Source organism: Paenibacillus ihumii (assembly GCF_001403875.1).
In the GTDB taxonomy this organism is placed as follows: domain Bacteria; phylum Bacillota; class Bacilli; order Paenibacillales; family Paenibacillaceae; genus Fontibacillus; species Fontibacillus ihumii.
The window spans coordinates 2,296,315-2,320,782 of record NZ_LN884299.1 but is presented as its reverse complement, the minus strand read 5'-3'; the positions used below and the strand labels follow the sequence as shown (position 1 = coordinate 2,320,782).

The following is a 24,468-nucleotide window of genomic DNA, read 5'->3' as shown; positions in this document are numbered from 1 at the left end:
TCGGCCTGCTGCAAAGGATAGCTTTACAATGGATTTGAATACAAGATTGACTAAGGAGGCGTGGAGGATGACTCTGCAGCAATTGAAATACGTAATTGAGGTGGCGACCCGCGGCTCGATGAATGAAGCCGCGAAGCGTTTGTTCCTTTCGCAGCCAAGTCTGTCCAATGCCATCAAGGATCTGGAGGAGGAGCTGCAGATCACGATTTTCGAACGAACGAATAAAGGCATTTTGCTGACCAAGGATGGCGCTGAGTTTTTAAGCTATGCCCGGCAGGTGGTGGAGCAGGCGGCGCTGCTGGAGAGCCGGTATTTGAACGGGAAGCCGGCGCCCCAGCATTTTTCCGTCTCGTCCCAGCATTATGCCTTTGCGGTCAGCGCCTTTGTGAAGCTGGTTAATGAGCATGGGCATGATGAGTATGAGCTGGCCTTGCGAGAGACGAAAACTTACGAGGTGATTGAGGATGTCAAGCATATGTACAGCGAAATTGGCATCCTGTATTTAAACGAATTCAATGCCAAGGTCATTAACAGGCTGCTGGAGGATGCCGGACTGCAATTTACCAGCTTGTTTGTAGCTAAGCCGCATATTTTTATCAGTTCCAGAAACCCTCTCGCGAAGCAGTCGGTCGTCACGATCGACCAGCTCGACGATTATCCGTTCCTCTGCTTTGACCAAGGCGAGTTCAACTCATTTCACTTCTCGGAGGAAATACTGAGCACGTTATCGCATAAGAAGATGATCCGGGTTAATGACAGGGCAACGCTGTTCAATTTATTAATTGGCCTTAATGGCTATACAATATCTACGGGGGTGCTCAGCGCCGATTTAAACGGCCGGGATATCATTCCCGTCCCGCTGGACTGTGACGAGACGATCAATGTAGGCTGGATTTCGCATCGCAGCATGCCGCTTACGAAGCTGGGCTCGGCTTATGTAGAGGCGCTCAAGGAATCCGTGGCCAAGGATTATGCTAGATATAGTATTTAGTTATATCCAGATGTAGTTAATAGGAGTTACGCTATAACACCTGTTCCATGGTACCGTATCATTTAATAAATCGATTTGAATATTCACGTTAAGGGAGACGACATAATGAGCAGTGTACTTGAAGCAGCCAAACCAAGAAGCGTAACGCGCCGTTTAGACATATATGGTAGGAAATTTCCTGCGTCCGCAGGCATTGAAGGAGGCAAGAGCAAAGTTCCTGAGGGGGGATTCCCTCCGGCGGCTATGAGCCGGTAGCGGAGCATCTGTTCGGGATTGAGCATATCGATGGCTATTATTTGGAATTCGACACCGATCGGGCGATGGATTTCAAACCGATAAAGGAAATTGCGGAGGAAATTTGGAAATAATATATAGCAGGTACAGCTTGCCGTGAAGTGATCCGGCAGGCTGTTTTTTTGCAGCAGCTGTTCTATGTTATAATATAGCTTTAATTTTTCGGATCAAGGAGCAGGACAGATGAAAATGATGGATTGGATCGTGAAATTGTTGCAAAGCATCAGTTGGATCGAGCTGCTTGTCGCATTCGGCATCATGGCTGTATTCTGGTTATTTCGCAAGCTGTTTACGAAATACTTCTTCACTTTTGTCGTGCAGAAGCTCACTCGAGCGGAGCACGCCGCGATGTGGATAAAGGGCTTTGAGAAGCCGCTTCGCATCTTTTTTACCGTTACGGGGTTATATCTTGCAATCAAGTATTTGCTGCCCTCGCCGTGGAGCATAAATATTACTATTGACCGCCTGTACCGCAGTGCGTCTATTATATTAGCCGGCTGGGGCGTTTATAATGTGTCGGCTTCGTCCTCCTCGGTGCTGGAGGCGATCAGCAAAAGGTTCGGATTGGATGAGACGAGCATGATGATCCCTTTCTTGTCCAAGGTTATCCGGTTCATTGTGGTCGTTCTCATTGTAACGCTGGTTGGCGCGGAATGGGGCTTCAGCATCAACGGGGTCGTAGCGGGGATGGGACTGGGCAGCCTTGCCGTTGCTTTGGCAGCGAAGGATACACTGGGGAATATTTTTGGCGGCGTGGTCATTATTCTCGAGAAGCCTTTCTCCAAGGGAGACTGGATCCTGACGCCAGATGTCGAGGGCATGGTCGAGGATATTACGTTCCGAAGCACCCAAATTCGCACCTTTGCTGACGCCTTGGTCATTGTGCCGAATGCTACGCTCGCTGCTCAGCCGATTACAAATTGGAGCAAGATGGAGAGAAGAAGAGTTTCGTTTACGCTCGGCGTAGCCTTGGACTCGGATCGGGAACGGCTGCAGACCGCCGTCACGCGAATCGAGAATATGCTGATTGGACACGAGGCTATTCACCAGAAGACGATTATGGTAAAATTCAAGGATTTTAATGAGAGCAGCTTAGGCATATTCATGTATTTTTTCACGAAAACAACGGTTTGGGCCGAGTATTTGACGGTGTGGCAGGAAATCAACTTAACGATTATGCAAATTTTAGAGGAGGAAGGCATCAAGCTGGCCTATCCCGCACAGCGCGTGTTCCTTGAAGAAAAGCCGGGGGCAAGCGGGGTTGCAAGCAAGCAGGTATGGTGAGCATTGATTTTGATTGAATCTCGTCCAATTTGCGTATATACTGATGTTATTGAAAATAATTATCATTATCATCTGGACAGTGAGGAGATTCAGGAATGAAGAGAAACCGTAGACAGAATATTGCTTTTGCAGCAGCGCTATTGAGCTTGATCCTGCTATTAAGCGCTTGCTCCGGCGGGTCGAGCCCTGGCGGTGAAAATGGCAATTCCAGCACTGCTGCCGGGGATAAACAGGGCACTTCGTCTCAGCCGGAGGAGCGGCTGCTTACGGACTCCTTAGGCCACGAAGTGAAGGTGCCGGCTAATCCCGAGCGGATCATCGCTTCCTATCTGGAGGACCATCTCGTAGCCCTGGGCGTCAAGCCTGTAGCCCAGTGGTCCGTGGCTCAAGGCAAGACGGTGCAGAATTATCTGCAGGATGAACTGAAGGACGTGCCGACAATCCCGTCCGAGCTTCCCTTTGAAACGGTGATGAGCTTCCAGCCGGACTTGATTCTAATGGATAGCGCAGAAATGGTTGCCGGCGATAAATATGAGCAGTACTCCAAAATCGCTCCTACCTACTCCGTAGGCACGGAGCAGAACAATGACTGGCGGGAGGAGCTGCTGACTGTCGGGGAAGTGTTGAACAAATCCGAAGAAGCCAAGAAGGCTCTGGCGGATTATGATGCGAAAGCAGAGGAGGCGAAGAAGAAGCTGCAGGACGCCATCGGCGAGAAATCGGCAGCGGTTCTGTGGCCGCTTGGCAAGAATACGTTCGTCGTTCACGAGAAGCTCTCCAGCGGAGACGTCCTTTATCGGGATTTGGGCATGAAGGTGCCGGACGTCGTGCGGGAAATTTCGGCTTCGGCTGTGGCGAACTGGAACGAGATTTCGTCAGAGAAGCTCGCTGAGCTGGATGCCGACTACATCTTCATTGTCAGCTCCGCAGTGCCGATGGAGGAACTGCTTGCCGATCCGATCTGGGCAGGGCTGCCGGCGGTGAAGAACGGCCAGATCTATGAATTCGATAATGAATCAAGCTGGCTGTATACCGGTGTTATAGCGAACAGCCAAATGATCGATGATGTTGTTGAGAGTATTTTGAAATAAGCATGATTTATACGAAAATTTCGCAAGATTAGCTGCTGCCTATTTGGGCAGCAGTTTTTTGTCTGATCGATGGTTCAGCAAGCTCCAACTTGATCATTATACGCTTGATTCGAGCTTCCGGCTCATGAGGGATCATGTCTTCGCCTTTGCATGTCAGTCGTGTGACCGTCATCGAATCCTCCGCATAGAAGGAAATCGTCCCGCTGTAATCTGGATTTCGTCCATGTTCTATTTCAGATTGGCGACCTATAATCTGTAATTGAGAATGATTATCGATGATAACAGAGAGAGTCATCGAGGATGAGGGGAGAGTAAGACATGTTCAGGAAACAAACGATATTCGCTCTAACGCTGGCGGCCATGCTTGGTTTAACCGCGTGCGGTACCAAAGAAGAAGCCAAGCCCGCGAACGCAAGCCCGGGCAATCTGAACACCCAGTACTCCGCTTCCGCTGGCGATGCTGCAGTCAATCACGGGAATGCCGGGGCGGAATCGAGGACGATTCAATATTTAGGCCAGGAGTACACGGTTCCAGCCCAAGTGGATAAGATCGTAATCACCGGGTCGGTGGAATCGATGGAGGATGCCCTTGTGCTGGACGTCAAACCAATTGGCGCGATGACCTCCGGCGGTTCGTTCGGGCCGTTATTTGCAGACATTACGGAGGGCGCAACTGCAATTGGGGAGAAGACGCAGCCCAGTGTGGAGACCATTCTGAAGCTGGCTCCGGATGTCATCTTGGCGAGCACTAAATTTCCCGCTGAAACGATAGAGAAGCTGGGCAAAGTAAGCACCACGATCCCTGTATCCCATATTTCTACAGACTGGGAAGCCAATTTGAACCTGCTGGCGGAGCTCACGGGCAAGGAAGATCAGGCTAAGCAGGTGCTGGAGACGTATCGGAAGGATGCGGCTGATTTGAAGGAGAAGATTGGCCCGACCCTCCAGGATAAAAATGTACTGTTTATAAGAATTCGTGCCGGCAGCATAGCGATTTATCCAGAGAACGTCTTCTTCAATCCATCGATTTATGAAGACCTGGGAGCCCTCGTGCCAGAGGAAGTGAAGCAGGCGAAGGCGCAGCAAATCATTTCACTGGAGAAGCTGTCCGAGATGAATCCGGACTATCTGTTCGTCCAATTCTCGGAAGCAGAGAATAAGGATACGCCGAAAGCGCTGGAGGAACTGCAGAGCAATCCGATTTGGGGCAGCATTAACGCCGTGAAGAATGGCAATCTGTTCGTGAACATTGTGGATCCTATCGCTCAGGGCGGGACGGCCTACAGCAAAATTGCTTTTCTGGAAGCTGTGAAGAACAGCAAGCTAGTTGAAGCGAAGTGAGAAATCCGATATGCGAGCAAGGCATACCGCGACTGTTCTGATTCTATGGAGCTCACCGATTCTAATCGTGCTGACGATTCTGCTATCCGTATTGTACGGTGCGAAAAATATCGAGATCAGCACGATCCGCGACGCGCTGCTCCACTTCGATGCAGGAAATGTGAATCATCAAATTATTATCCATTCCAGATTGCCTAGAGTCGTCGGCGCGCTGCTCATCGGAGCTTTCCTGGCTATATCCGGGGCGTTAATGCAGGGGATGACAAGAAACTATCTTGCATCCCCTTCTATTATGGGCGTATCCGACGGTTCAGCATTTGCTATCACGCTCTGCATGGTGTTTATGCCGGATTCTTCCTCGATGGAAATGATCATTTATTCTTTTGTCGGCTCGGCATTCAGCATCTTCATCGTCTTTGGGCTTGCAGCGCTGCTGCCCGGCGGCTTATCTCCGGTGCGGATGGCCATTCTGGGCACAATTATCGGCACGTTTCTAAGCAGCATATCCGCAGCGACCGCCGCCTATTTCCAAGTATCGCAAAACATCAGCTTCTGGTACAATGCACGGCTGCATCAATTGAACCCCGAGCTGATTAAGCTGGCGATTCCATTCGCTATCGCAGGCATTCTGCTTGCCGTTTGGCTGTCCAAGTCCATTACGGTACTAAGCCTGGGGGAAGAAATCGCCCTGGGCCTGGGCCAAAAAACAAAGCTCATCAAATTTGCGACGATGCTGACTGTCGTTATTCTGACGGGAATTTCGGTTGCGTTAGCAGGAAAAATCGGATTTGTCGGCTTAATCGTGCCGCACATTGTTCGTTTCCTGGCCGGTGTGGATTACAAATGGATCATTCCCTGCTCCGGCATCGTCGGAGCGCTGTTCCTGGCTCTCTGCGACATCCTGAGCCGATTGCTGAATTATCCCTACGAAATGCCGATCGGAGTAGTGACATCCCTGCTGGGAATTCCTTTTTTCCTCTACTTAATTCGAACCAGGGGGGATGGAAAGCGTGCATAAGCATAAACCGGCGAATCGGCGTTTTATATTCGTATTCATCAGCGGGCTGGCCCTGATTCTGGTTACTTCATACATCAGCTTGACGAATGGCATCTTCGACATAGGTATCGGTGACGTCGTTCGGACGCTGCTGCGCATCCGGCCGGAGCCCGATCATGATTTGGTCATTTTCGAATTTCGATTGCCGCGAATCGTAATTGCTCTGCTCGTGGGCGCAGGGTTAGGTCTGGCGGGGGCTGTCATTCAGAGCATTACCCGGAACGGACTAGCAGATCCCGGTATTTTGGGGATTAATTCCGGTGCGGGCGCGGCGATGGTGATATTCCTCTTCTTCTATCAAGGGCAGATCCGCAGTGACGGCTGGCTTCCGATCCTCGCCATGCCGCTGTTTGGGCTGCTGGGAGGGCTTATTGCCGCGATACTTATTTATGCCTTCTCTTGGAAGAACGGCAGGCTGGAGCCGCAGCGGCTGCTGCTTACAGGAATCGCCGTCGGCTCGGGCTTAAGCGCTGTTTCACTGTACTTGACTTTAAAAATGAATCCGGGCGATTTTGAAATGGCCGCCGTATGGAATATGGGCAGCATCTATAACGCGAACTGGAAATATATCGTATCCATGCTTCCTTGGCTTGTGCTCCTCATTCCATTGATCGCATCGAGACCGTATATTCTTGATTTGTTTCAACTGGATGAAGACAGCCAGATCAGCGTAGGCGTGGCCTCGGAAAAAGAGAAGGCTGTGCTGCTGCTGGGCAGTATCGGCATCGTGAGCGCCTGTGTGTCCGTATCGGGAGGAATCGGTTTCATCGGGCTGATGGCCCCGCATATCGCCAGGCGGCTTGTCGGCCATGCCCATCGGCATATGCTTCCGATTTGCGGCGTCGTCGGGGCGCTGCTGGTGATGATATCCGACTATATCGGCAAAACGGTATTTACCCCGTCTGAACTGCCGGTAGGCGTCGTTATAGCAATCATAGGCGTACCTTATTTTATCTTTTTGCTCTATAGAGCAAAGGGACGAAGCAATTCCTGAATGGCAAGTTCAGCAGCAGCAGTCTTTGCAAAAAATAAAGAGGGGAATGGTTACCTTGGAATCTGTGAATCAACCGTTTACGTTATCTAACTCGCAATATTGGGACATGCGGTCTAGCACAACGAACCGCCAGTATCGCATTTTTGCAGCCAAGCCGGCCGAAGCGCCGCCTCCCGAGGGATACCCTGTCATCTACCTGCTTGACGGAAACGCCTTGTTCGCGACTACGGCAGATGCTGTGCGCGCGCAGTCGCGCATGCAGAAGAAGACCGGGGTTTCTCCTGCTGTGGTTATCGGCATCGGCTACCCTTCGGACGCCTTGTTTGATCCTGCACGCTACTATGACTATACGATGCCGACTCCTCCCGACAAGCTGATCAAAGGGCCGGAGGGGATGCCGTGGCCCGAGCTGGGCGGCGTCGATGCGTTCACTGCCTTTATCCGGCAGGATTTAAAGCCGGAAATCGAACGCAAATTTCCTATTGATTGCAGCAGACAGAGCGTTGCAGGCCATTCTTTAGGCGGGTTATTTGTGTTGCAGACTCTATTCAACCATCCGGAGATGTTTCAGAACTATGTTGCGGGCAGTCCCTCGATCCATTGGAATAAAGAGTTCATGACCGAGGCAGAGCAGAGGTTCCTGTCCCGGATTACTCAGGGAAGCGAGCAAGCAGACGGCATGAAGCTCAATCTGATGATTACGGCAGGAGAGCTGGAGAAACATCATCCCAGCCGTATGGTTGAGAACGCGAGCGGGCTGGCAGAGCGCCTGTCGATCCTGGCTGAACGAGGGGGACGGGTGGAATATTGCGAATTTGCCGGAGAGAGCCATATTTCAGTGCTGCCTGCATTCATCAGCCGGGCGGTTCGTTTTGCATTAGTGAGTGCTCCAGAGGATAAGTCTTGATCGGGGATTAGCGAATCATCAGACAAGCAGCCTAATGAGCAGATTCATCATACTTACTTGGAGAGAGCTTTTCAACGGACGTTGAATAGCTTTCTTTTTCTACGATTTGAAAGACAAGTGAGGGGCTATGCAATCATTTGTGACGCATATTGATGTTGAAATAATAATAAAACATCGGTATGCTACCGATATGATGGTGCTATTTGCCAATCTGGTGATTGCTATCGCGGTTGAATTTATAGGAGAAGGGGCTGAAAATAGTACAATGAATATGATTCGGCGGTTTTTTGCTTACTATCGGCCCTACAGGGGATTGTTCCTGCTCGATTTTGGCTGTGCCTTGATCGCTGGCCTGCTAGAGCTGGGCTTCCCGCTGGTCGTGAACCGATTTGTAGACGATCTGCTGCCCAATGAAGAATGGAATTTGATCATCTGGGCTTCGCTTGGTTTACTGGTATTATACTTTTTAAATACGATCCTGCTGTATATTGTAAATTACTGGGGGCATATGCTCGGGATCAATATTGAAACGGATATGCGCAAGAAGCTGTTTGAGCACATCCAGAAATTGAGCTTTCGTTTTTTTGATAACACCAAGACGGGGCATCTTATGTCGCGGCTGACGAATGACATGATGCAAATTGGCGAAATGGCCCACCATGGACCCGAGGATTTGTTCATTGCGGTAATGACGCTGGCGGGCTCCTTCACGCTTATGCTCCTGATCAATTGGAAGCTGGCGGTGTTAACCTTCGTCGTTGTGCCCGTTATTATTTGGCTGGTGGTGTATTTTAACGGCAAAATGACCAAGGCGATTCACCAGCTGTTTACCGATGTGGGCGACTTTAATGCCCGTGTTGAGGATAACGTCGGCGGCATTCGTGTCGTTCAGGCATTTGCGAACGAGAAGCACGAGATGGAAAGATTCGCTGTAAATAACGGCCGGTTTCGCCTGACGAAATTGTTCTCCTACAAGCTGATCGCCAAGAACGGGGCGATCAGCTACATGATGATGCGCCTGGTTACGCTGTTCGTCATGGTATGCGGTACATGGTTCGTCATTCGCGGCCAGCTGTCCTATGGTGAGTTTGTCGGGTTCCTGCTGCTGACCAACGTCTTCTTCCGGCCGATCGAAAAAATCAATGCGATCATCGAAAGCTATCCGCAAGGCTTTGCCGGCTTTAAGCGCTATGTTGAGCTGCTGGATACCGAGCCGGATATTGCGGATCGGCCGGATGCCGTGGAGATTGGCGAGCTGCAAAAGGAGATTCGCTTTGAAGGAGTATCCTTCGGTTATGACAGTGAATTGCCTGTGCTAGACAATATCAATCTGACGATACGCCAGGGAGAGACAGTGGCCTTTGTGGGGCCTTCCGGAGCAGGCAAGACGACATTATGCAGCCTGCTGCCTCGCTTCTACGAGGTGGCAGCCGGCGCGATCACGATCGACGGCGTGGACATCCGGGACATCAAGATGCAGTCGCTGCGCCATCAGATCGGGATTGTGCAGCAGGACGTGTATTTATTTGCAGGCACAATCCGCGAGAATATTCTGTACGGCAAGCTGAATGCGACGGAGGAGGAGGTCTGGGAGGCAGCTCGCCGGGCGCGTCTGGACGAGTTCATCCGCTCCCAGCCTGAGGGCATGGAGACGGTTATAGGCGAACGCGGTGTGAAGCTGTCAGGCGGGCAGAAGCAGCGTCTGGCGATCGCGCGGATGTTCCTCAAGAACCCGCCGATTCTTATTCTGGACGAAGCGACCTCTGCGCTGGATACGGAGACGGAGCAGGTCATTCAGCAATCGCTGGCTGAATTGTCCCGGGGACGCACGACACTTGTTATTGCCCATCGGCTGGCAACGATTAAGAATGCCGACCGCATTGTCGTCGTTACCGGGGAGGGGATTTCCGAGCAGGGAACCCACGAGGAGCTGCTCGCAGCAGGCGGCGCATACAGCCGTCTGCACCAGGCCCAGTTCCAAAGCGCGGTCGGCGCTGTGTAACGATGGCTTAGGGGGCAGGAATGTATAATTGTATCTGTATTTTCGGGCGATCCGGGAGCTAAATTATAGATCGATTTGCAATGAAATATGAACATAGATGAAGAGGGTGGCTGAACTTGAATTCAGCCACCCTCTTTTCATGCATTTTTAGCGACGATCCCATTGCCTTGATAGCTCCATTTGCTGTTAAACCGGGCTTCGCTATGCGCCCAATACTGTCTGATCGCCTCGTCACGTTCCGGGTTGGGATAATATTCATGATAGATTGTACTGTCTGGACAGAACAGTATCTTGTAGCCGTGATAAATGGCGTTGAAGCAATAGTCGGTTTCTTCAAAATAGTGAAAATATTGCTCATCCAGCAAACCAAGCTTCTCCAGCAAATGCCTTTTCAATAAGAAGCAAGCTCCATTAATTGCCAGGCAGGCTCTGGTCTCCTCCAGAATTCCCGGTTCATTTGGACATAAAAAATAGGGTAAAGTCCAATCCCAATTTGTTCCTACTCCGACCAACTGATTGGCCTCATTGATCAATTTGGGTGCGACGACCGCCGTCTGCTCATCTCTCCACAGGGCGTCAATCAGAGGCGGCAGCCAGTTCCTCGTTACGAACACGTCGGGGTTCATGATCACGACCGTCTCTGAGGAGCCGTTCCTGATCCCGAGGTTGACTGCGCCAGCGAAGCCCTTGTTCTGTTCGTTCTCGATAAGCTTGATTTCCGGGAAGCCTCGCACGTATTCGATCGTACCGTCAGAGCTTCCGTTATCGACGACAATAATGGTGTAATCAGAAGGCGTATGGGCATGAATGGCTTGGATGCAGCGCTGAATATATGAGGCGGAGTTATAGGTTACAATCACCAGGTCAGTCTTCACAAGATATCGCCCTTTCTTTTTTGTCAATCTATTCTGGGTTCAATATCTCTTCAGCATATGCATCTGGAGAAACGGGCGATTGAGGCATTCGGCTACTTTTAAGGAATCGCTGTTTTACACAGCAAAAGGGCAAATGCGGATGTTCCTATTCTAGCCAAGGGCATAGACTGTGAATTAAATGAATGATATATGGAGTGTGGTGACGAATGACCATTACGGTAATTACTCCAGTACTAAACGAGGAGACTTTTTTGAGATTGTTTTTGGAAAGGGTAACGGCCTTTGCGGATGAGATTATCATCGTCGATGGGGGAAGCACCGATAATTCCATCCCGATCATCAAGTCTTTTATGGGCCATCACAACATCCGCCTTTTCACCAATAATCAGGGAACCGCTTATACGGATGAATGGAATGAATCCGAGGTTAGGAATTTTATGGTTGATCGAGCTAAGGGCGATTGGATCGCTAATATCGATGCTGATGAAATATTCGATGACGCTCTGGATACAGTATTACCTGGCATATTAGCCCAAACAACCGCGCATGTGCTCAGATTTCCGATTATTAATTTCTGGCGGGATCCGTGGACGGTGCGCGTCAATGCACCTAATGACGAGAGATGGTCGAATGATATCATCCGGATGTGGCGCAATGGCATCGGCATACGATACCGGGATCAGAAGCATCACTGCACGCTTAAAGGACCGAGCAGCGATATCTGGTCACTGCCGTCCGAACGCATGGATGTACCGCTATATCATTACCATTATGCCTTCGGAAAACGATTCAAATTTAACGATAATCGACGCGGGGATGTCAATTTATACGACAATACGGGCGAGCCCGACTGGTCGTTTCGGCATGACGAGTATGAGGTAAGAACGGTTCCGTTCTCCGGGCAGCATCCCCGAATCATTCGAAATTATTTAGGAATTTAGAACAGGCAGAAAGGTGGATCCGCGTGTACACGAAGGAGCAGCGAAGGTTATTAAGAATGTTAAGCGGCGTTATTCGGTGGAGCAAAGGAAAAAGACTGGCGAATATGCAAAAAAGAGCATTGCTTCGAAGAATACAGCATTGGGAAGCCACTAAGAACCAAAGAATTCCTGCCATGAAAAATCAGGAGGACGCAGTGGCTACACCGGTTCCCGATCCGATAATCAATCCTCCACGTCCACAAGTTCTGGTTCAGCCGCACTTCCCAGAAATCGGCAGCGAGATGCAGAGTGTAAGCCTGGCTGAAACACAACCTAAGATACAACTCGAGAAACAATCTAAAAAGGAAAACATCATGCAGCAAGAAGCTCCTATAGAATATCCGGCAGTCGCCGCCGATCTAGAGCCGCCGAAGCTTTTATTAGATCCTCCCAAGACGATTACACTGTTCCGTTTTCCAATTATTGATTGGGATTACAGATGGCAAAGACCCCAGCATATCTGCCAGCAATTTGCCCGGCATGGGTACAGAGTATTCTATTTCTCGATAGAAACAATGGCGTTGGGCAGACACGATGCCACGTATGCGGATATCTATTCAGCGTTGCAGATTCAAGAGGCAGAGAAGAATGTCTGGCGGGTTAAATTATGCTCTTATCAGAGCTTGAACGCATACCGCGATAAAATCCATCATCCGCTGGATAAGCAGTATATGAAATGGTCTATTGATGCTCTGAAGCAAAAGTTTAATATCCGCCAAACCGCATCGATCGTTGATCTTCCATTCTGGTCCATGCTCGTGTTCGACTTTGACGATAATAAAGTCATTTATGATTGCATGGATGAGCATGGCGACTTTTCCAATCCCTCCGAAGAACTGCTCGCACTTGAGCCTGATTTAATGAAACGGGCCGATGCCGTAGTCGCCTCCTCCGATATACTCTATCAAAAGGCCCGAAGCCTCAATCTATCCGTGCATTTGATACGGAATGCAGGGGAATTGGAGCATTTCTCCGCAAAACCAACTTACACGCCCATTGATATAGCGAAGGTTCATAAACCGATTATCGGCTATATCGGAGCCATCGCCGACTGGTTTGACATGGAATTGATGCATGAGCTCGCGAAGAACAATCCGGCCTGGAATTTTGTTCTAATCGGCGATACGTACTATAGTGATACTTCAAACATAGAAAAGCTTCATAACGTATTCATCCTTGGAGAGAAGCAGTATCAAGAGCTCCCCGCCTATCTGCATGCTTTCGATGTCTGTCTAATTCCGTTTCAAATCAAGCCTCTGACACTAGCGACTAATCCGGTAAAGGTGTACGAATATCTGTCTGCGGGCAAACCCGTCGTATCTACGCCATTGCCTGAACTTGCCTCTATGAGCGAATATGTGTCGACTGCCAAAGGAGCGCAGGAGTTCGAGGAAGCCATTGCAAGGGCGCTGCAGGAGAGGTATCAAGAGCAGACCGGCGTGATCGAGAAGCGACGGCAGTTTGCGGCTCAGAATACGTGGGAGCACCGATACAGGGAATTTCATTCCGTTATCTATTCGGTGTTGTATCCGAAGATTAGCATTATTATCGTAACTCATAATCATTGGGAGCTTACCGAGCGATGCTTAGACAGCCTGCTGCAGCATACCGATTATCCTCGCTTTGAGATCGTTGTAGTAGACAATGCTTCTACGGACGAGACGCCAAATCACTTGCTCGATTTAAACAACCCGAATATTAAAACGATTCTGTTATCCGAAAACGAAGGCTTTGCCGGAGGAAATAATATTGGGGTGTTAAATGCTACAGGGGATTATATCGTGCTATTGAACAACGATACGATTGTATCCAGGGAGTGGCTGCCTCGTTTGCTGCGTCCTTTCAAGACAGATCCCCAAATCGCAGCCGTGGGCCCTATGTCCAATCATGTCGGGAATGATCAGAAGTTGGATTTCTTTATAGGAGATGAATTCCGCGGTGCCAACGAAAAATGGCTTGAACAGTTCTACGAATTGTACGACAAAAGAATCAGATATTCGGAAATGCTAGGTTTTTTCTGTGTTGCGATCAAGAGGGAAGTTATTCAGAGCATAGGACCGCTGGATAAGAAGTTCGGCTGCGGCATGTTTGAAGATGATGATTACTGCCTGCGGATGCGATTGGCCGACTATAAACTGGCCATAGCGGAGGATGCTTTTGTTTATCATCAGGGCAGCGCAACGTTCAGCCAATGGGATGAGGAGCGGAAAAACAGTTTGTTCCAGCACAATCAGGCCTACTTCGAGTCGAAATGGAATACCGCATGGACCCCGCCAAAGATGCCTTTATCCTTGTTCTTAAATATCGCCGACCCGGACGAAATTGCCAAAATCGCGGCGGCCAGCAATCAAACCGTAATCTATGCTTCCTGTCCTGACGACTGGCAATATCCAAAGGAAGAATGGCAGCAGATGCTGCTGCAGATTTGCAATGATGAAACGCTGGTCATTGCCCGTGTAGGGAATTATTTAGGCACGCCGATTCATGGAATTCGCAAAATGGGGCCGAACTTATATTTGACGGATAATGAGATGCTGGTTCAGAAGATACCATTCAAATATATTTATAATTTCAGGGATATTGAGCCTGGAGGTGAACTCATTGGTCACGAGCGAAGACTTCTTGCAGGCGTCTAGCACCGTGGAGTACCAAAGAATATACGAGCTGGAGCAGCCGCTGGTCACGATTTGCATCCCTACGTATAATCGTGCTGATTCATTATTGAACCTCAGCTTGAAATCAGCCGTGCAGCAAACCTATACCCGCTTGGAGATCATTGTCATCGGCGATTGCTGTACCGATCATACCGAGGATGTAATCCGCGAATTCAATGATCCCCGCATCATCTTCGAAAACAGGGCGGCCCGTGGGGAGTATCCCGAAGAGACGTATCAACGCTGGCTCGTGGCGGGTAGTATCCCGACGAATCGCGCGCTTGAGCTGGCTACGGGCCATTTCATTACTCATTTGGACGATGATGATGAGTTCACTAAGGATCGGATCGAGAAGCTGGTTAATTTCGCCAAAGAAACCCGCGCCGACTTGATCTATCATCCATTTTATTACCAGGTTGTTCCGGAACAATGGTCGCTGAATGATGCAGAGCCGCTGATGTGCGCCAAAATTACGACCTCGTCGATGTTCTATCATCAATGGTTAAAATGCATTCCTTGGGACCCCCAATCCTACTTGCTCAATGAGCCTGGGGATTGGAATAAAGTCAGACGCATGCTGGAGCTTGGGATCAAAACGGCAAGATATTCAGAACCTTTAACTAAGAAGCATTAGGGAGTAGTGAAGTTTATGGAGCTTATTCCGTTTCTGAAGCCGAAAGTCGTCACTAGACCCTATTATCAGCGTTATTTGGACGAAATTGACGCTTCAAGATTATATACGAACAACGGGCCCCTGAATAAGAGGTTCGAAGCGCGGATTCTTCAGGAGTACTTTCGTTGCGAAGGGGACGTCGTTACGGTGAGCAATGCGACGATAGGTCTTCTTCTGGCTATTTCCCAAATGAAGCGGCCGGGCAAATATGCACTGATGCCCAGCTTTACCTTTCCGGCAACCCCGCTCAGTACTATATGGTGCGGGCTTGAGCCCTATTATGTCGACATCGATATGGATCGCTGGTGCATGGATGAGGATCTGCTTGAAATGACACTGAAGAAACTGGGGGACGAAGCAGCCGTCGTTGTCCCTTACGCAACGTTTGGCACGCAGCTGGATCTGAATTATTATAGTTCGCTGATCAAGCGGGGCATTCCCGTAGTCATCGATGCGGCCTCAAGCTTCGGTACGACCATGGAGCAGCAGGATATAACCCGTTTTGAAGGAGCCATGGTATACAGCTTTCATGCCACGAAATCTTTTGGTATTGGAGAAGGGGGGATTGTCTATAGCGGAAATCGGGAATTGATTCAGCGGATACGGTGCGCCACGAATTTCGGATTTAACGAAGAGCGGGTATCATCGCAATTGGGGCTCAATGGAAAAATATCGGAATATACGGCTGCCATAGGATTGGCGACTTTAGATGTGTTCTCTGAGAAGATTAGGATTCGCGAGAAAATCGGAGAATGGTATAAGAAAGCTTGGTCGGATTATAAGCTCGAGGAAGCCGGGTGGAGGCTTCAGGCCGCAACGGGCAAAATCACATATCAGTTTTACCCTCTGCTATGTCCTCCTGAACAAGAGAATATATATTATGTAAATAAGCTGCGGGCGTCCGCGATCCAAGTGAGAACTTATTTCTCGCCTCCGTGTCACCGGCAGGAGATGTTTAGGCTTCACCCGCGGACATCGCTCACGGCTACGGAGGAGATAAGCCGGCGGATTCTGAGCTTGCCTGTCTGGGAGGATATCAGCCAGGAGCAAGTCGACCGGATTGTCAGGAGTCTGGGAGAGTGAAAGATGCAAAGCTGATTATTTGGGGCTGCGGCGGCATGGGGCGGGAAATTGCTGCCTTGTGCGAAATATTGGGCCGGGATGTAATAGGCTTTCTTGACGAACGCATAGAAATGCATGGGCAAATCATAGACGATGTTCCCGTGCTCGGAGACATCGCGGATATAGCTAAGTACAGGCATGAGGCTGAGATCATATGCAGCGGGGTGGGCGAGCCGGCTCTTAAAAGAAAGTTTGTGCGTAAAACGCGGGAAGCCGGCCTGCAAATAGCCTCACCCCTGATTCATCCATCCGTTCATGTTCCCCCCAGCAGCCGGATCGGAGTTAGTAGTATTCTTTGCGCCGGAACGATCATAAGCATTAATGTTAACATCGGCAACTTTGTTATCGTAAATACGAATGTGACGCTGGCGCATGATGTGTCTATTTCCGACTATTGCACGATTTCCCCGGGAGTAAACATCAGCGGCAATGTCACCGTAGAGGAAGGCGCGTTTATCGGTACAGGATCGGCCATTCGCGAAAAGGTGTCCATAGGAGCCTGGTCGATGGTGGGTGGCGGCTCCTTTGTAAAAAATGACGTTCCGCCACAAGTGCTTTATGCGGGAGTTCCTGCCGTATATAAGAAAACCAGGGCATGGCCTCATAATGAATCCCCCTGCGATAAACAATGATTAATGAACCATTGTCATGGTTAAATTCATTGTTCGCGTAGGGGGATTTTTTTGCGGGAAGGCTTTTCTTTATCGATGACCAAGCATATGAGCCAGCTTCGTTTGGACGACCTTTTCCATTTGAAAATGGGTCCTGATTGTATGCGCGCCATGTGCCGCTATAGTCTGGGCTGTATGGGAATGATCCCTGATCCAGTGCAGGGCGCGGAGTAAGGAGCTTTCGTCGGTTATTCCGATATAGTCGATCCCCTCTTTCAGGATAAGCTGGTCATTGCGGGGATTGGTCGTCACCAGAAGACATCCGGTAGCCATAGCATCAACGGCGGCAGTAGTGGGAAACCCGTCCAATGCCATATGATCGGTAATGCTGCAATTTATAAATACATGGCAGCCTTGGTACATCAGCTTAAGCTGTTCTGGGGCCATTACACCATGAAAGGTAAAGCGCTTATTTGTCAACAGAGCAAGCTGATCCTCCCAGTCACCGACAATATGGAGGTGAAAATCATCCGAATGGAGGCGATTGTATGCTTGGACAAGCAATGGGAATCCTTTTCTTGGAAAGTTAAAAGCGCTAAAAACCAGATGAATAGGACCTTCCCATGATCTCGCGGCATAGTTATACAGCTCCGTATTTATGACTACAGGCTGGTAGATGCTCGTTTTAATCTTTAGAAGAACATCTTCAAAATTAGTAAAGATTGTTGAGCACTGGCCGGCCACGATGTCGAGAAATTCCTGTCTTGTTTCGTGGATGAGCCCTCCGCCGGGGTACAGTGTCGTGTGCAGCCTGATCTGCCGCTCATTTAAAAATGAGCGAATATCCAAATAAGGGTTAGAGCCAGGCATGTGAGTCCCGTCAGGAAGCGTGCATGCTCCTAGCAAACTTAAAACCAGGTTCAAAAAAACACAATAGACATCGGTAATTTTTTCACTAACAGCCAGCTCCTTAAATCGAGAGAAGGGATGCACGACCGCAGGGAAATCATCCGAATACGGCTCGGTGGCAAAAAAAAGGGTGTCCGGACGCTGAACATGCATCTGGACATTTTCCCAATAGCGGAACCCGCTGAGCTTCCAGGGGAATTTGGTATCAATAACAGCAAGGCGCGGTTTAGAGGACATGATTAGTGCCCTGGGCTTTTACAGCTTACGGACTAACCGCATGCTGTTATAGTCGCACAAATAAGCGTACTCATCCCTTGTGCACATTTCATCAACTGCTCTAGTTACGCCAGGCAGCTCCGCCCATTCATACCCAGGACAATCGCTATAGGAATAGTCGTGAAAGGCTATAATTCCTCCAGGAACGACCCTTGATGCATAGTGGACTATATCGTGAATAACTCCATCATAACTGTGGTCACCGTCAATGAAGAGCGCTGCGATTTGGGCAGGACAGTCGCTGTAAGCCTCTTGGCTGGGTTTTTTGATTTTTATAATGTGGGACTCCAGGCCGGCCTTGCGGATGTTCAAGTCAAAATCATCTTCATAATTGGCAGGCAATGCAGGGTGGTAGAATGGATCAATAATGTGAACGGGACGTTTGCGCGCAGTCAGATATTGACTGCTTAAGCCAAGAGCTATTGCGCTTTTACCTTTGAAGGTGCCGATTTCAACAATTTCGCCGGCAAGATGGTCAACGAGTAATGGTAAATGAAGGAGGGCAAGAATCTCCAGTTCCATCAAGTAACCTTCAGTCTTCTTGACGATTTCAAGCAGTTCGGAAAATTGATATTTATCGTTAAAATCCATTATTGGACAGCGCTCCTTTACGTTTTCTTTCTTATGGGCGTTGCTTACCTTGTATTCTCGCGAATGCTGCTCAATTAAGGGCAAGTTCATTTCGATGGGAGTGTCTGGTACAGGTTCGTGCGATTTTGTCTCATAGTAAGAAATAAAGCCCTGACGAATATCCTCATCATATTCTTGAATAAAACGGATGCGATTTTCTTCGTATTTGGAGAGATCGGCCACCCCGCAATCATGAACTGCCCAAGGCGTATCCTGAAAAGGGATGCCTACCTTATAACCGGCCCTGGCAAATTCCATGCATTGCGATAAGTCATAGAAATCCCAGTCCGGAAACAAATCCTCGCGCCAGCAAATATCCGACTGAGTCATAATTAACAAGCCATCGACTGCAGCAACAGGCTGATAGGAATGCCCTGCTTGACTGTTATTGAAGGCCAGCAGCTCCATTTGTCCGGAGTGGCTGCCGTAGACCTGGCCGTAATTCTCCCCGGCTTCCCACCACATTCCGTTTGGCGGGACATAGGCAGAGCCGATGACGCCCATCAATCCAAGCTGTGGATTCTCCTTGAAGATCCGGATCATATCCGCAAGAAAGTTTCGGTGAGTGATGTTCACGTCTTGGTGCAAATATACTTTGTATTTGGCATTGGAACTGGACATGGCTCGGTTATAGCCGGAGGTCATGCTTCTAGCTCCAGGAATCGAAATGATTTCAATTTCGTATCCATCCGGAACGTGAAGAGCCGAAAGATGTCGGATCGACTCTTGCAGAACATCCTGTTGGCTAACGCAATAAATGAAGCAGATTTTATGCGGATCCATGGTTGATGGCTTCATTCTCCTCTCCTAATTGATGAACCTCTATATATCTTTATATGATGAATGCTCCAAGTGTGCTTATTTGTTAGACCATCTATTATGAAATGAGAATGCTTTGGGCAAAGAGAACGGAAGCGAGCGATATGACAAGGGGGCATGCCTGGACTAGCGGGACGTTTGCATTAAATATTGTGCTTAAAGGCTAGCGGCTTAAACGGAATGAAAGAGGCAGTAAATCAATATAGGGGCCTGAGCGGCCAAAGGAGCGGTACCCTGAGAAAGATTTATGGAAAGGCTCTAAAGCGGTTTGCACGCTTGAAGTGTTGTGCGAGAGGGAGGCAATTGATAAGGAAGGGGAGAAGGATAGATGCCGGATCGCAGCGAAATATCACGAGCTGGGGGAGCTACGCGAGGCCGGCAGAGCCATCCTTCGTTATGGGCAGGTCATGTCATGGACTGGCCAAGCGAAAATACTTGTCCGTGCAGGGACAGTTCTACGCTCTGCTCGGGGCAGTTATACGTCCTGCGTATCGGCAGCAAAGACGATATTCGCATCCTTGCGGGCTTGTACGACCGTTTCGATGACCGAACGGCTGTGCTCCAACAGCTGGTAACACCGTTCCAAGTTTTGCGCCTCGTACATTTGCTTGAACGCGGCCAGCTCATAATAGAGCAAATTGTCGTTCGTTTGCGCATTGAGGACGGTCTCCCGGCCCTCCGCATGCAAAATCAGCCTGCGGCAGCCATTTGCTCCTTGCTCCACATGAAGGTATCCCTGCTCACCTTGAATGAGCACGAAATTCATGCTGTTCGTATCTTTACAGCCTACGCATTGCGCAATAAAGTCAGGATACTTTAGCACCAGGATTCCGGAGGTATCAATGCCGTTAGGATGTTTGTTCGGCGTATAGCTTACCGACTGAGGCACCCCGAACATGTTCATGACAAAATGCAGATTGTAAATGTTAATATCGGTTAGCGCGCCGCCGGAGAATTGAGTGCTGAATACATTTGGCGTCTCACCGCTTAACAGCTGATTGTATCTGCTCGAATATTGGCTGTAATTGCACTGTATGAATTTGATCGAACCCAGCTTATCGAGCTGTTCCTTCGCTAGCTGATAATTCGGCAGATGCAGCGTTGTAATGGCTTCGAACAGCATGAGGTTTTTCCGCTTTGCTAGAGCAATGAGACGATCCAGCTCCGCTACAGTGGAGGTGAATGGCTTCTCGCAGATGACGTGTTTGCCGTGTTCAAGGGCCAGATGAGCCTGCTCGAAATGCAAGCTGTTTGGGGAAGCGATGTATACGAAATCAATTTTCGGATCCGCCATGAGAGCCTCGAGCTCTGTATAGATGGTCGGGATGGCGTATTTGTCAGCCAATGGCTGGGCGCTTTCCTCTCTGCGTGAATACATGGCCGCGCAATTAAGTCCTTCGATTTGCTTTGCAGCTGCTAGAAATGTATCAACAATAAATCCTGTACCTATCGTTGCAATATTCATTCTAGATTGCTCCTTTCGATTGAGTTAGGTGAGTTGCAATTTTGATTCATCACATTAACTATATCTTGAACATGCGTTTATTATGAGGAATTCCTGGTTATTTAATCATATTAATTATATTCAATTAATGTCATTAATAATGTCGTATATCCTCATATTTTGTCTCCTTATAAGAATACCAAATGTTCGATCGTCTGAACACCATACCGGACAAAAGGTGGTCCACAGAATAAGCGATTGAAGATGAGGTGTTATATAAAATAGGAAAAAATGAGCAAATTTGCTATCTAAAGGAGCCGCATGGTAAGATTTTCTTGTAGCTGAGCTGTTTCTAAACGATGGAGAGAGGGGACGATTCCAGTGCAAGCCAATCAGTCTTTAAGCGTGAATCTGTTTACTGAAGCATTCACACAGAATCCTTTTCCTGTTTATGCGGAGATGAGAGACAAAGAGCCGATCATGCGTATGCTGTTCCCGGACGGGCAGCAAGGCTGGATCATTAGCAGGTACGAGGATGCCGTCGATGCTTTGAAGGATCAACGCTTTGTCAAGGATATGAGAAATGCGGGAATTGACGTCGAGGCGCTCTTTATAAATGATAATATGCTGTTCTCCGATCCACCGGATCATAAAAGATTGCGAGGCCTGGTTCAACAAGCATTTACGCCGCAGTTGATCTCCGGCATGAGGGACAGAATTCAGCAAATCGCGGATGAACTGCTGGACGCGGTAGAAGATCGGGAGAGCATAAATTTGATCGATGATTATGCCTTTCCATTGCCAATCATTGTGATTAGCGAAATGCTGGGCGTACCCCATTCCGACCGCGATAAGTTCCGCAGATGGTCTAACGCGCTTATTGAGCATTCGGGAGCAGAAAGTGACGAAGAAATAAACGATTTGATTATGGAGTTTAGAAATTATTTAGAGGAATGGATTGCCAAGGTGAGGAAACAGCCCGGAGACGACTTGATCAGCCAATTAGTTACAGCGGAAGAGAGAGGGGATCGGCTTACGGAGGTCGAACTGTACAATCTCATCATGCTGCTCATCATTGCCGGTCATGAGACTACGGTCAACTTGATCGGCAACGGCATACTTTCGCTGCTGCAGCACCCGGAACAGCTTCGCCTGCTGCAGAGCAAGCCCGAGCTCATTCATACGGCGATCGAGGAGATGCTGCGGTACAACGGCCCCGTTGAATTCAGCACTTCCCGATGGGTCAGGGAGGATCTCGAATTCCGGGGCGTACCGATGAAGCAGGGAGATGTCGTTATTGTCGCTCTTTCTTCGGCTAATCGTGACCCGGAACAGTTCGATGATCCCGATCTGTTCGATATTACCCGGGAGAAGAGCCCTCATCTTGCTTTCGGCAAAGGAATCCATCTCTGTCTAGGCGCTCCGCTTGCCCGGTTGGAAGGGGAAATCGCAATTAATACTTTACTGAAGCGATACCCCGACATACGGCTAAAGGGGGATGCCAGCGAGCTCGAATGGCGCCCGGGTATGATCGTGCGGGGCGTGAAGGAAATCCCGCTGTATTTGGCATAGACCGCAATATTTTAGAAGCCGTGATACTTCAGGAGTAAATGGGCATTGCAATAATGTCTGTTGACTCATGGTCAATATGCTTCTAGTATGGTCAGCATGCGGCCGTATGCGGTCAGATGTAGTCCGTGTATCTCTAGGTGGGCTAGGTGTGGCTCATGTAGCAGATTTAGATAGATGTAGGTAGATGTAGATAGATGTAGATAGATGTAGATAGATGTAGGTAGATGTTGGTAGGTGAGGCCAGGCGTGCCTAAGTGTGGCTGCATGTTGCAGGAGCGGGCAGATATAGATAGATATAGTAAATGTGCAGATGTAGCTAAGTGTAGCAAGGTGTGGCTAGGTTTGGTCTAGTGTGGTCAAGTGTGGCCAAATGTAGTCAGGTGTTTAGGTCTGGCTAGGCGCAGCATAAATCGCCCCAGTGGTTAATGTAGTCAGGAGCGGTAAATGTGGCACTTTGTTGGCTATTGGAGTGCAGATGCAGGCTATATGCAGTTCTATGTGGCTATTGAGGTCAAATGCGGTGAATGTACTACTACGTGACTATGTTGGGTCAAATACAGTAATGTGCGCTCCTACGTGGCTATAAGCATATAAATATGCGTTCATACGTGGTTAAATCAATACGTGGTATCACGGCACATTCGTCACTTACGGATGTGTCGTTTTTGGTTCGGAATTCCACGCCCTGCGGGTTCTTACGGACTTGAGAGCCCTTATTTGTATGAAACGAGACTAGTTTGTGTACTTTACGGACCCAGGTTCCGCTATTCGAGGTAAATCGCTGCTTTCGATGGTCATTTTGTTGAAATAACGGCCCCTGTGTCCGTTAGTTGGTGAAAAAAGCCGGTTTTGGAGAAATAGCGGAACTAAGGTCCGTAAGCATGACGCGTATTTCCATGGAGGAATGGAATATATGATGGAGTATAGGATGGAATATAGGATGGAATATAGGATGGAATATAGGATGGAATATAGGATAGAACGTATGATGGGACTTCTTCGTGCTTTACTCTGAAAATATGATCAACTGCAATTTTTTAAACTGCAGGAAGATGTTATAATAGGAACGTAAAATAATAAAAGAAAGCGGGAACAGCATGGGTCGTAAATGGAATAATATTAAAGAGAAGAAAGCATCGAAGGATGCAAATACGAGTCGTATATATGCAAAGTTCGGCGTAGAGATTTACGTCGCAGCCAAGAAGGGCGAGCCGGATCCTGAATCGAACCGCGCTTTGAAGGTTGTGCTTGAACGGGCGAAAACGTATAACGTCCCGAAAGCGATCATCGACCGTGCCCTGGACAAGGCGAAGGGCAGTGCGGAAGAAACTTATGAGGAGCTGCGCTACGAAGGCTTTGGGCCGAATGGTTCGATGGTCATTGTAGACACGTTGACGAATAACGTAAACCGGACGGCGCCGGAGGTGCGCTCGGCCTTCAACAAGAACGGCGGAAGCATGGGAGTCAGCGGATCAGTGTCCTATATGTTTGATGCCACGGCTGTGATCGGTGTAGCGGATAAAACGATCGATGAGGTTTTTGAAATTTTGATGGAAGCCGACCTGGACGTAAGAGATATTATCGAGGAAGAGGATAACGTTATCGTCTATGCAGAGCCGGATCAATTCCATGCCGTGCAGGAGGCCTTCCGCAGCGCAGGGATTTCGGAATTTACCGTGGCGGAGCTGACGATGCTCGCTCAGAACTACGTTAGCCTTTCACCGGAAGCGCAGGCCCAATTCGAGAAATTGATCGATGCGCTTGAGGATTTAGAGGATGTTCAGCAAGTGTTCCACAATGTTGAATTCGAGGACTAAATTGAAGGCCTCCATCAAGACGTTAAAGCTATGCCTGCGTCAAAACGTTTAAATTATGCCTGTGTTAAGACGACTAAATTGAATGCCTGTGTCAAAATATAAATGAAGCAGCTTAGATTCTCTTC

The 24,468-nt window shown here is 48.9% G+C and carries 19 protein-coding genes and 1 pseudogene; 16 read left to right on the top strand and 4 right to left on the bottom strand.

Annotation, left to right across the window (positions count from 1 at the left end; genetic code table 11):
- The first annotated feature begins 67 nt into the window (after positions 1-67).
- From BN2762_RS17850 to BN2762_RS17815, 9 genes and pseudogenes are all read left to right on the top strand, one after another.
- Positions 68-991 (top strand): LysR family transcriptional regulator, encoded by a 924-nt coding sequence (locus BN2762_RS17850; protein ID WP_055108248.1) that lies wholly within the window; start codon positions 68-70, stop codon positions 989-991.
- Between the two features lie 233 nt (positions 992-1,224).
- Positions 1,225-1,347, top strand: a pseudogene (locus tag BN2762_RS28190) (5-methyltetrahydropteroyltriglutamate--homocysteine methyltransferase); the annotation flags it as partial.
- Between the two features lie 121 nt (positions 1,348-1,468).
- Entirely contained in the window at positions 1,469-2,569 is a 1,101-nt protein-coding gene (locus BN2762_RS17845) for a mechanosensitive ion channel family protein (RefSeq protein ID WP_055108247.1), read from the top strand.
- A 95-nt stretch (positions 2,570-2,664) separates the two neighbouring features.
- Complete coding sequence (locus BN2762_RS17840; RefSeq protein WP_055108246.1) at positions 2,665-3,660, top strand: iron-hydroxamate ABC transporter substrate-binding protein; 996 nt, start codon at positions 2,665-2,667, stop codon at positions 3,658-3,660.
- Positions 3,661-3,978: 318 nt separating this feature from the next.
- The gene (locus BN2762_RS17835) at positions 3,979-5,001 is read left to right on the top strand and encodes an ABC transporter substrate-binding protein (RefSeq protein WP_055108245.1); all 1,023 of its coding nucleotides are present in this window, start codon (positions 3,979-3,981) and stop codon (positions 4,999-5,001) included.
- 10 nt (positions 5,002-5,011) lie between these two features.
- Positions 5,012-6,019 carry a FecCD family ABC transporter permease gene (locus tag BN2762_RS17830; RefSeq protein WP_055108244.1) on the top strand — a complete coding sequence of 336 codons (1,008 nt, stop codon included), beginning with the start codon at positions 5,012-5,014 and terminating at the stop codon, positions 6,017-6,019.
- On the top strand, positions 6,003-7,052 hold the full coding sequence (locus tag BN2762_RS17825; RefSeq protein WP_055108243.1) for a FecCD family ABC transporter permease: 1,050 nt from the start codon (positions 6,003-6,005) through the stop codon (positions 7,050-7,052). The genes BN2762_RS17830 and BN2762_RS17825 overlap by 17 nt, the downstream gene beginning before the upstream one ends.
- A gap of 106 nt (positions 7,053-7,158) precedes the next feature.
- Entirely contained in the window at positions 7,159-7,959 is an 801-nt protein-coding gene (locus BN2762_RS17820; protein WP_230202536.1) for an alpha/beta hydrolase, read from the top strand.
- A 271-nt stretch (positions 7,960-8,230) separates the two neighbouring features.
- Positions 8,231-9,961: an ABC transporter ATP-binding protein gene (locus BN2762_RS17815; RefSeq protein WP_055110179.1), complete on the top strand. Its 1,731-nt coding sequence runs from the start codon at positions 8,231-8,233 to the stop codon at positions 9,959-9,961.
- A 137-nt stretch (positions 9,962-10,098) separates the two neighbouring features.
- Here the strand turns inward: BN2762_RS17815 and BN2762_RS17810 are convergent, their stop codons facing one another.
- Positions 10,099-10,836 carry a glycosyltransferase family 2 protein gene (locus BN2762_RS17810; protein ID WP_055108241.1) on the bottom strand — a complete coding sequence of 246 codons (738 nt, stop codon included), beginning with the start codon at positions 10,834-10,836 and terminating at the stop codon, positions 10,099-10,101.
- Positions 10,837-11,042: 206 nt separating this feature from the next.
- On the opposite strand from BN2762_RS17810, the gene BN2762_RS17805 reads away from it, so the two are divergent.
- From BN2762_RS17805 to BN2762_RS17785, 5 genes are all read left to right on the top strand, one after another.
- On the top strand, positions 11,043-11,777 hold the full coding sequence (locus BN2762_RS17805) for a glycosyltransferase (RefSeq protein WP_055108240.1): 735 nt from the start codon (positions 11,043-11,045) through the stop codon (positions 11,775-11,777).
- 173 nt (positions 11,778-11,950) lie between these two features.
- Positions 11,951-14,452 carry a glycosyltransferase gene (locus tag BN2762_RS17800; RefSeq protein ID WP_222861094.1) on the top strand — a complete coding sequence of 834 codons (2,502 nt, stop codon included), beginning with the start codon at positions 11,951-11,953 and terminating at the stop codon, positions 14,450-14,452.
- Positions 14,418-15,104, top strand: a complete 687-nt coding sequence (locus tag BN2762_RS17795) for a glycosyltransferase family 2 protein (protein ID WP_055108238.1) — start codon at positions 14,418-14,420, stop codon at positions 15,102-15,104. Before BN2762_RS17800 ends, BN2762_RS17795 begins: the two co-directional genes overlap by 35 nt.
- Positions 15,105-15,119: 15 nt before the next feature.
- Positions 15,120-16,226 (top strand): DegT/DnrJ/EryC1/StrS family aminotransferase, encoded by a 1,107-nt coding sequence (locus BN2762_RS17790; protein ID WP_055108237.1) that lies wholly within the window; start codon positions 15,120-15,122, stop codon positions 16,224-16,226.
- A complete protein-coding gene (locus tag BN2762_RS17785) occupies positions 16,223-16,897 on the top strand; it encodes an acetyltransferase (RefSeq protein WP_074048649.1) in 675 nt (224 codons plus the stop codon). Before BN2762_RS17790 ends, BN2762_RS17785 begins: the two co-directional genes overlap by 4 nt.
- Before the next feature lie 69 nt (positions 16,898-16,966).
- On the opposite strand, the gene BN2762_RS17780 is transcribed toward BN2762_RS17785, so the two are convergent.
- From BN2762_RS17780 to BN2762_RS17765, 3 genes are all read right to left on the bottom strand, one after another.
- Positions 16,967-18,022: a glycosyltransferase gene (locus tag BN2762_RS17780; protein ID WP_083485001.1), complete on the bottom strand. Its 1,056-nt coding sequence runs from the start codon at positions 18,020-18,022 to the stop codon at positions 16,967-16,969.
- 18 nt (positions 18,023-18,040) lie between these two features.
- Complete coding sequence (locus tag BN2762_RS17770) at positions 18,041-19,489, bottom strand: glycosyltransferase (RefSeq protein WP_055108236.1); 1,449 nt, start codon at positions 19,487-19,489, stop codon at positions 18,041-18,043.
- A 496-nt stretch (positions 19,490-19,985) separates the two neighbouring features.
- Positions 19,986-20,975 carry a Gfo/Idh/MocA family protein gene (locus BN2762_RS17765; protein ID WP_055108235.1) on the bottom strand — a complete coding sequence of 330 codons (990 nt, stop codon included), beginning with the start codon at positions 20,973-20,975 and terminating at the stop codon, positions 19,986-19,988.
- 360 nt (positions 20,976-21,335) lie between these two features.
- On the opposite strand from BN2762_RS17765, the gene BN2762_RS17760 reads away from it, so the two are divergent.
- Positions 21,336-22,526, top strand: a complete 1,191-nt coding sequence (locus BN2762_RS17760) for a cytochrome P450 family protein (RefSeq protein ID WP_055108234.1) — start codon at positions 21,336-21,338, stop codon at positions 22,524-22,526.
- Positions 22,527-23,623: 1,097 nt separating this feature from the next.
- Entirely contained in the window at positions 23,624-24,343 is a 720-nt protein-coding gene (locus BN2762_RS17755; RefSeq protein WP_055108233.1) for a YebC/PmpR family DNA-binding transcriptional regulator, read from the top strand.
- Positions 24,344-24,468 lie beyond the last annotated feature (125 nt).

What these genes read in the sequence shown, in the direction of transcription:
- BN2762_RS17790 (WP_055108237.1), top strand. Translation starts at nt 15,120, where the DNA reads ATGGAGCTTATTCCGTTTCTGAAGCCGAAAGTCGTCACTAGACCCTAT.
- BN2762_RS17815 (WP_055110179.1), top strand. Translation starts at nt 8,231, where the DNA reads ATGATTCGGCGGTTTTTTGCTTACTATCGGCCCTACAGGGGATTGTTC.
- BN2762_RS17825 (WP_055108243.1), top strand. Translation starts at nt 6,003, where the DNA reads ATGGAAAGCGTGCATAAGCATAAACCGGCGAATCGGCGTTTTATATTC.
- BN2762_RS17830 (WP_055108244.1), top strand. Translation starts at nt 5,012, where the DNA reads ATGCGAGCAAGGCATACCGCGACTGTTCTGATTCTATGGAGCTCACCG.
- BN2762_RS17835 (WP_055108245.1), top strand. Translation starts at nt 3,979, where the DNA reads ATGTTCAGGAAACAAACGATATTCGCTCTAACGCTGGCGGCCATGCTT.
- BN2762_RS17770 (WP_055108236.1), bottom strand. Translation starts at nt 19,489, where the DNA reads ATGAAGCCATCAACCATGGATCCGCATAAAATCTGCTTCATTTATTGC.
- BN2762_RS17800 (WP_222861094.1), top strand. Translation starts at nt 11,951, where the DNA reads ATGAAAAATCAGGAGGACGCAGTGGCTACACCGGTTCCCGATCCGATA.
- BN2762_RS17765 (WP_055108235.1), bottom strand. Translation starts at nt 20,975, where the DNA reads ATGAATATTGCAACGATAGGTACAGGATTTATTGTTGATACATTTCTA.
- BN2762_RS17805 (WP_055108240.1), top strand. Translation starts at nt 11,043, where the DNA reads ATGACCATTACGGTAATTACTCCAGTACTAAACGAGGAGACTTTTTTG.
- BN2762_RS17845 (WP_055108247.1), top strand. Translation starts at nt 1,469, where the DNA reads ATGAAAATGATGGATTGGATCGTGAAATTGTTGCAAAGCATCAGTTGG.
- BN2762_RS17840 (WP_055108246.1), top strand. Translation starts at nt 2,665, where the DNA reads ATGAAGAGAAACCGTAGACAGAATATTGCTTTTGCAGCAGCGCTATTG.
- BN2762_RS17820 (WP_230202536.1), top strand. Translation starts at nt 7,159, where the DNA reads ATGCGGTCTAGCACAACGAACCGCCAGTATCGCATTTTTGCAGCCAAG.
- BN2762_RS17755 (WP_055108233.1), top strand. Translation starts at nt 23,624, where the DNA reads ATGGGTCGTAAATGGAATAATATTAAAGAGAAGAAAGCATCGAAGGAT.
- BN2762_RS17850 (WP_055108248.1), top strand. Translation starts at nt 68, where the DNA reads ATGACTCTGCAGCAATTGAAATACGTAATTGAGGTGGCGACCCGCGGC.
- BN2762_RS17780 (WP_083485001.1), bottom strand. Translation starts at nt 18,022, where the DNA reads ATGTCCTCTAAACCGCGCCTTGCTGTTATTGATACCAAATTCCCCTGG.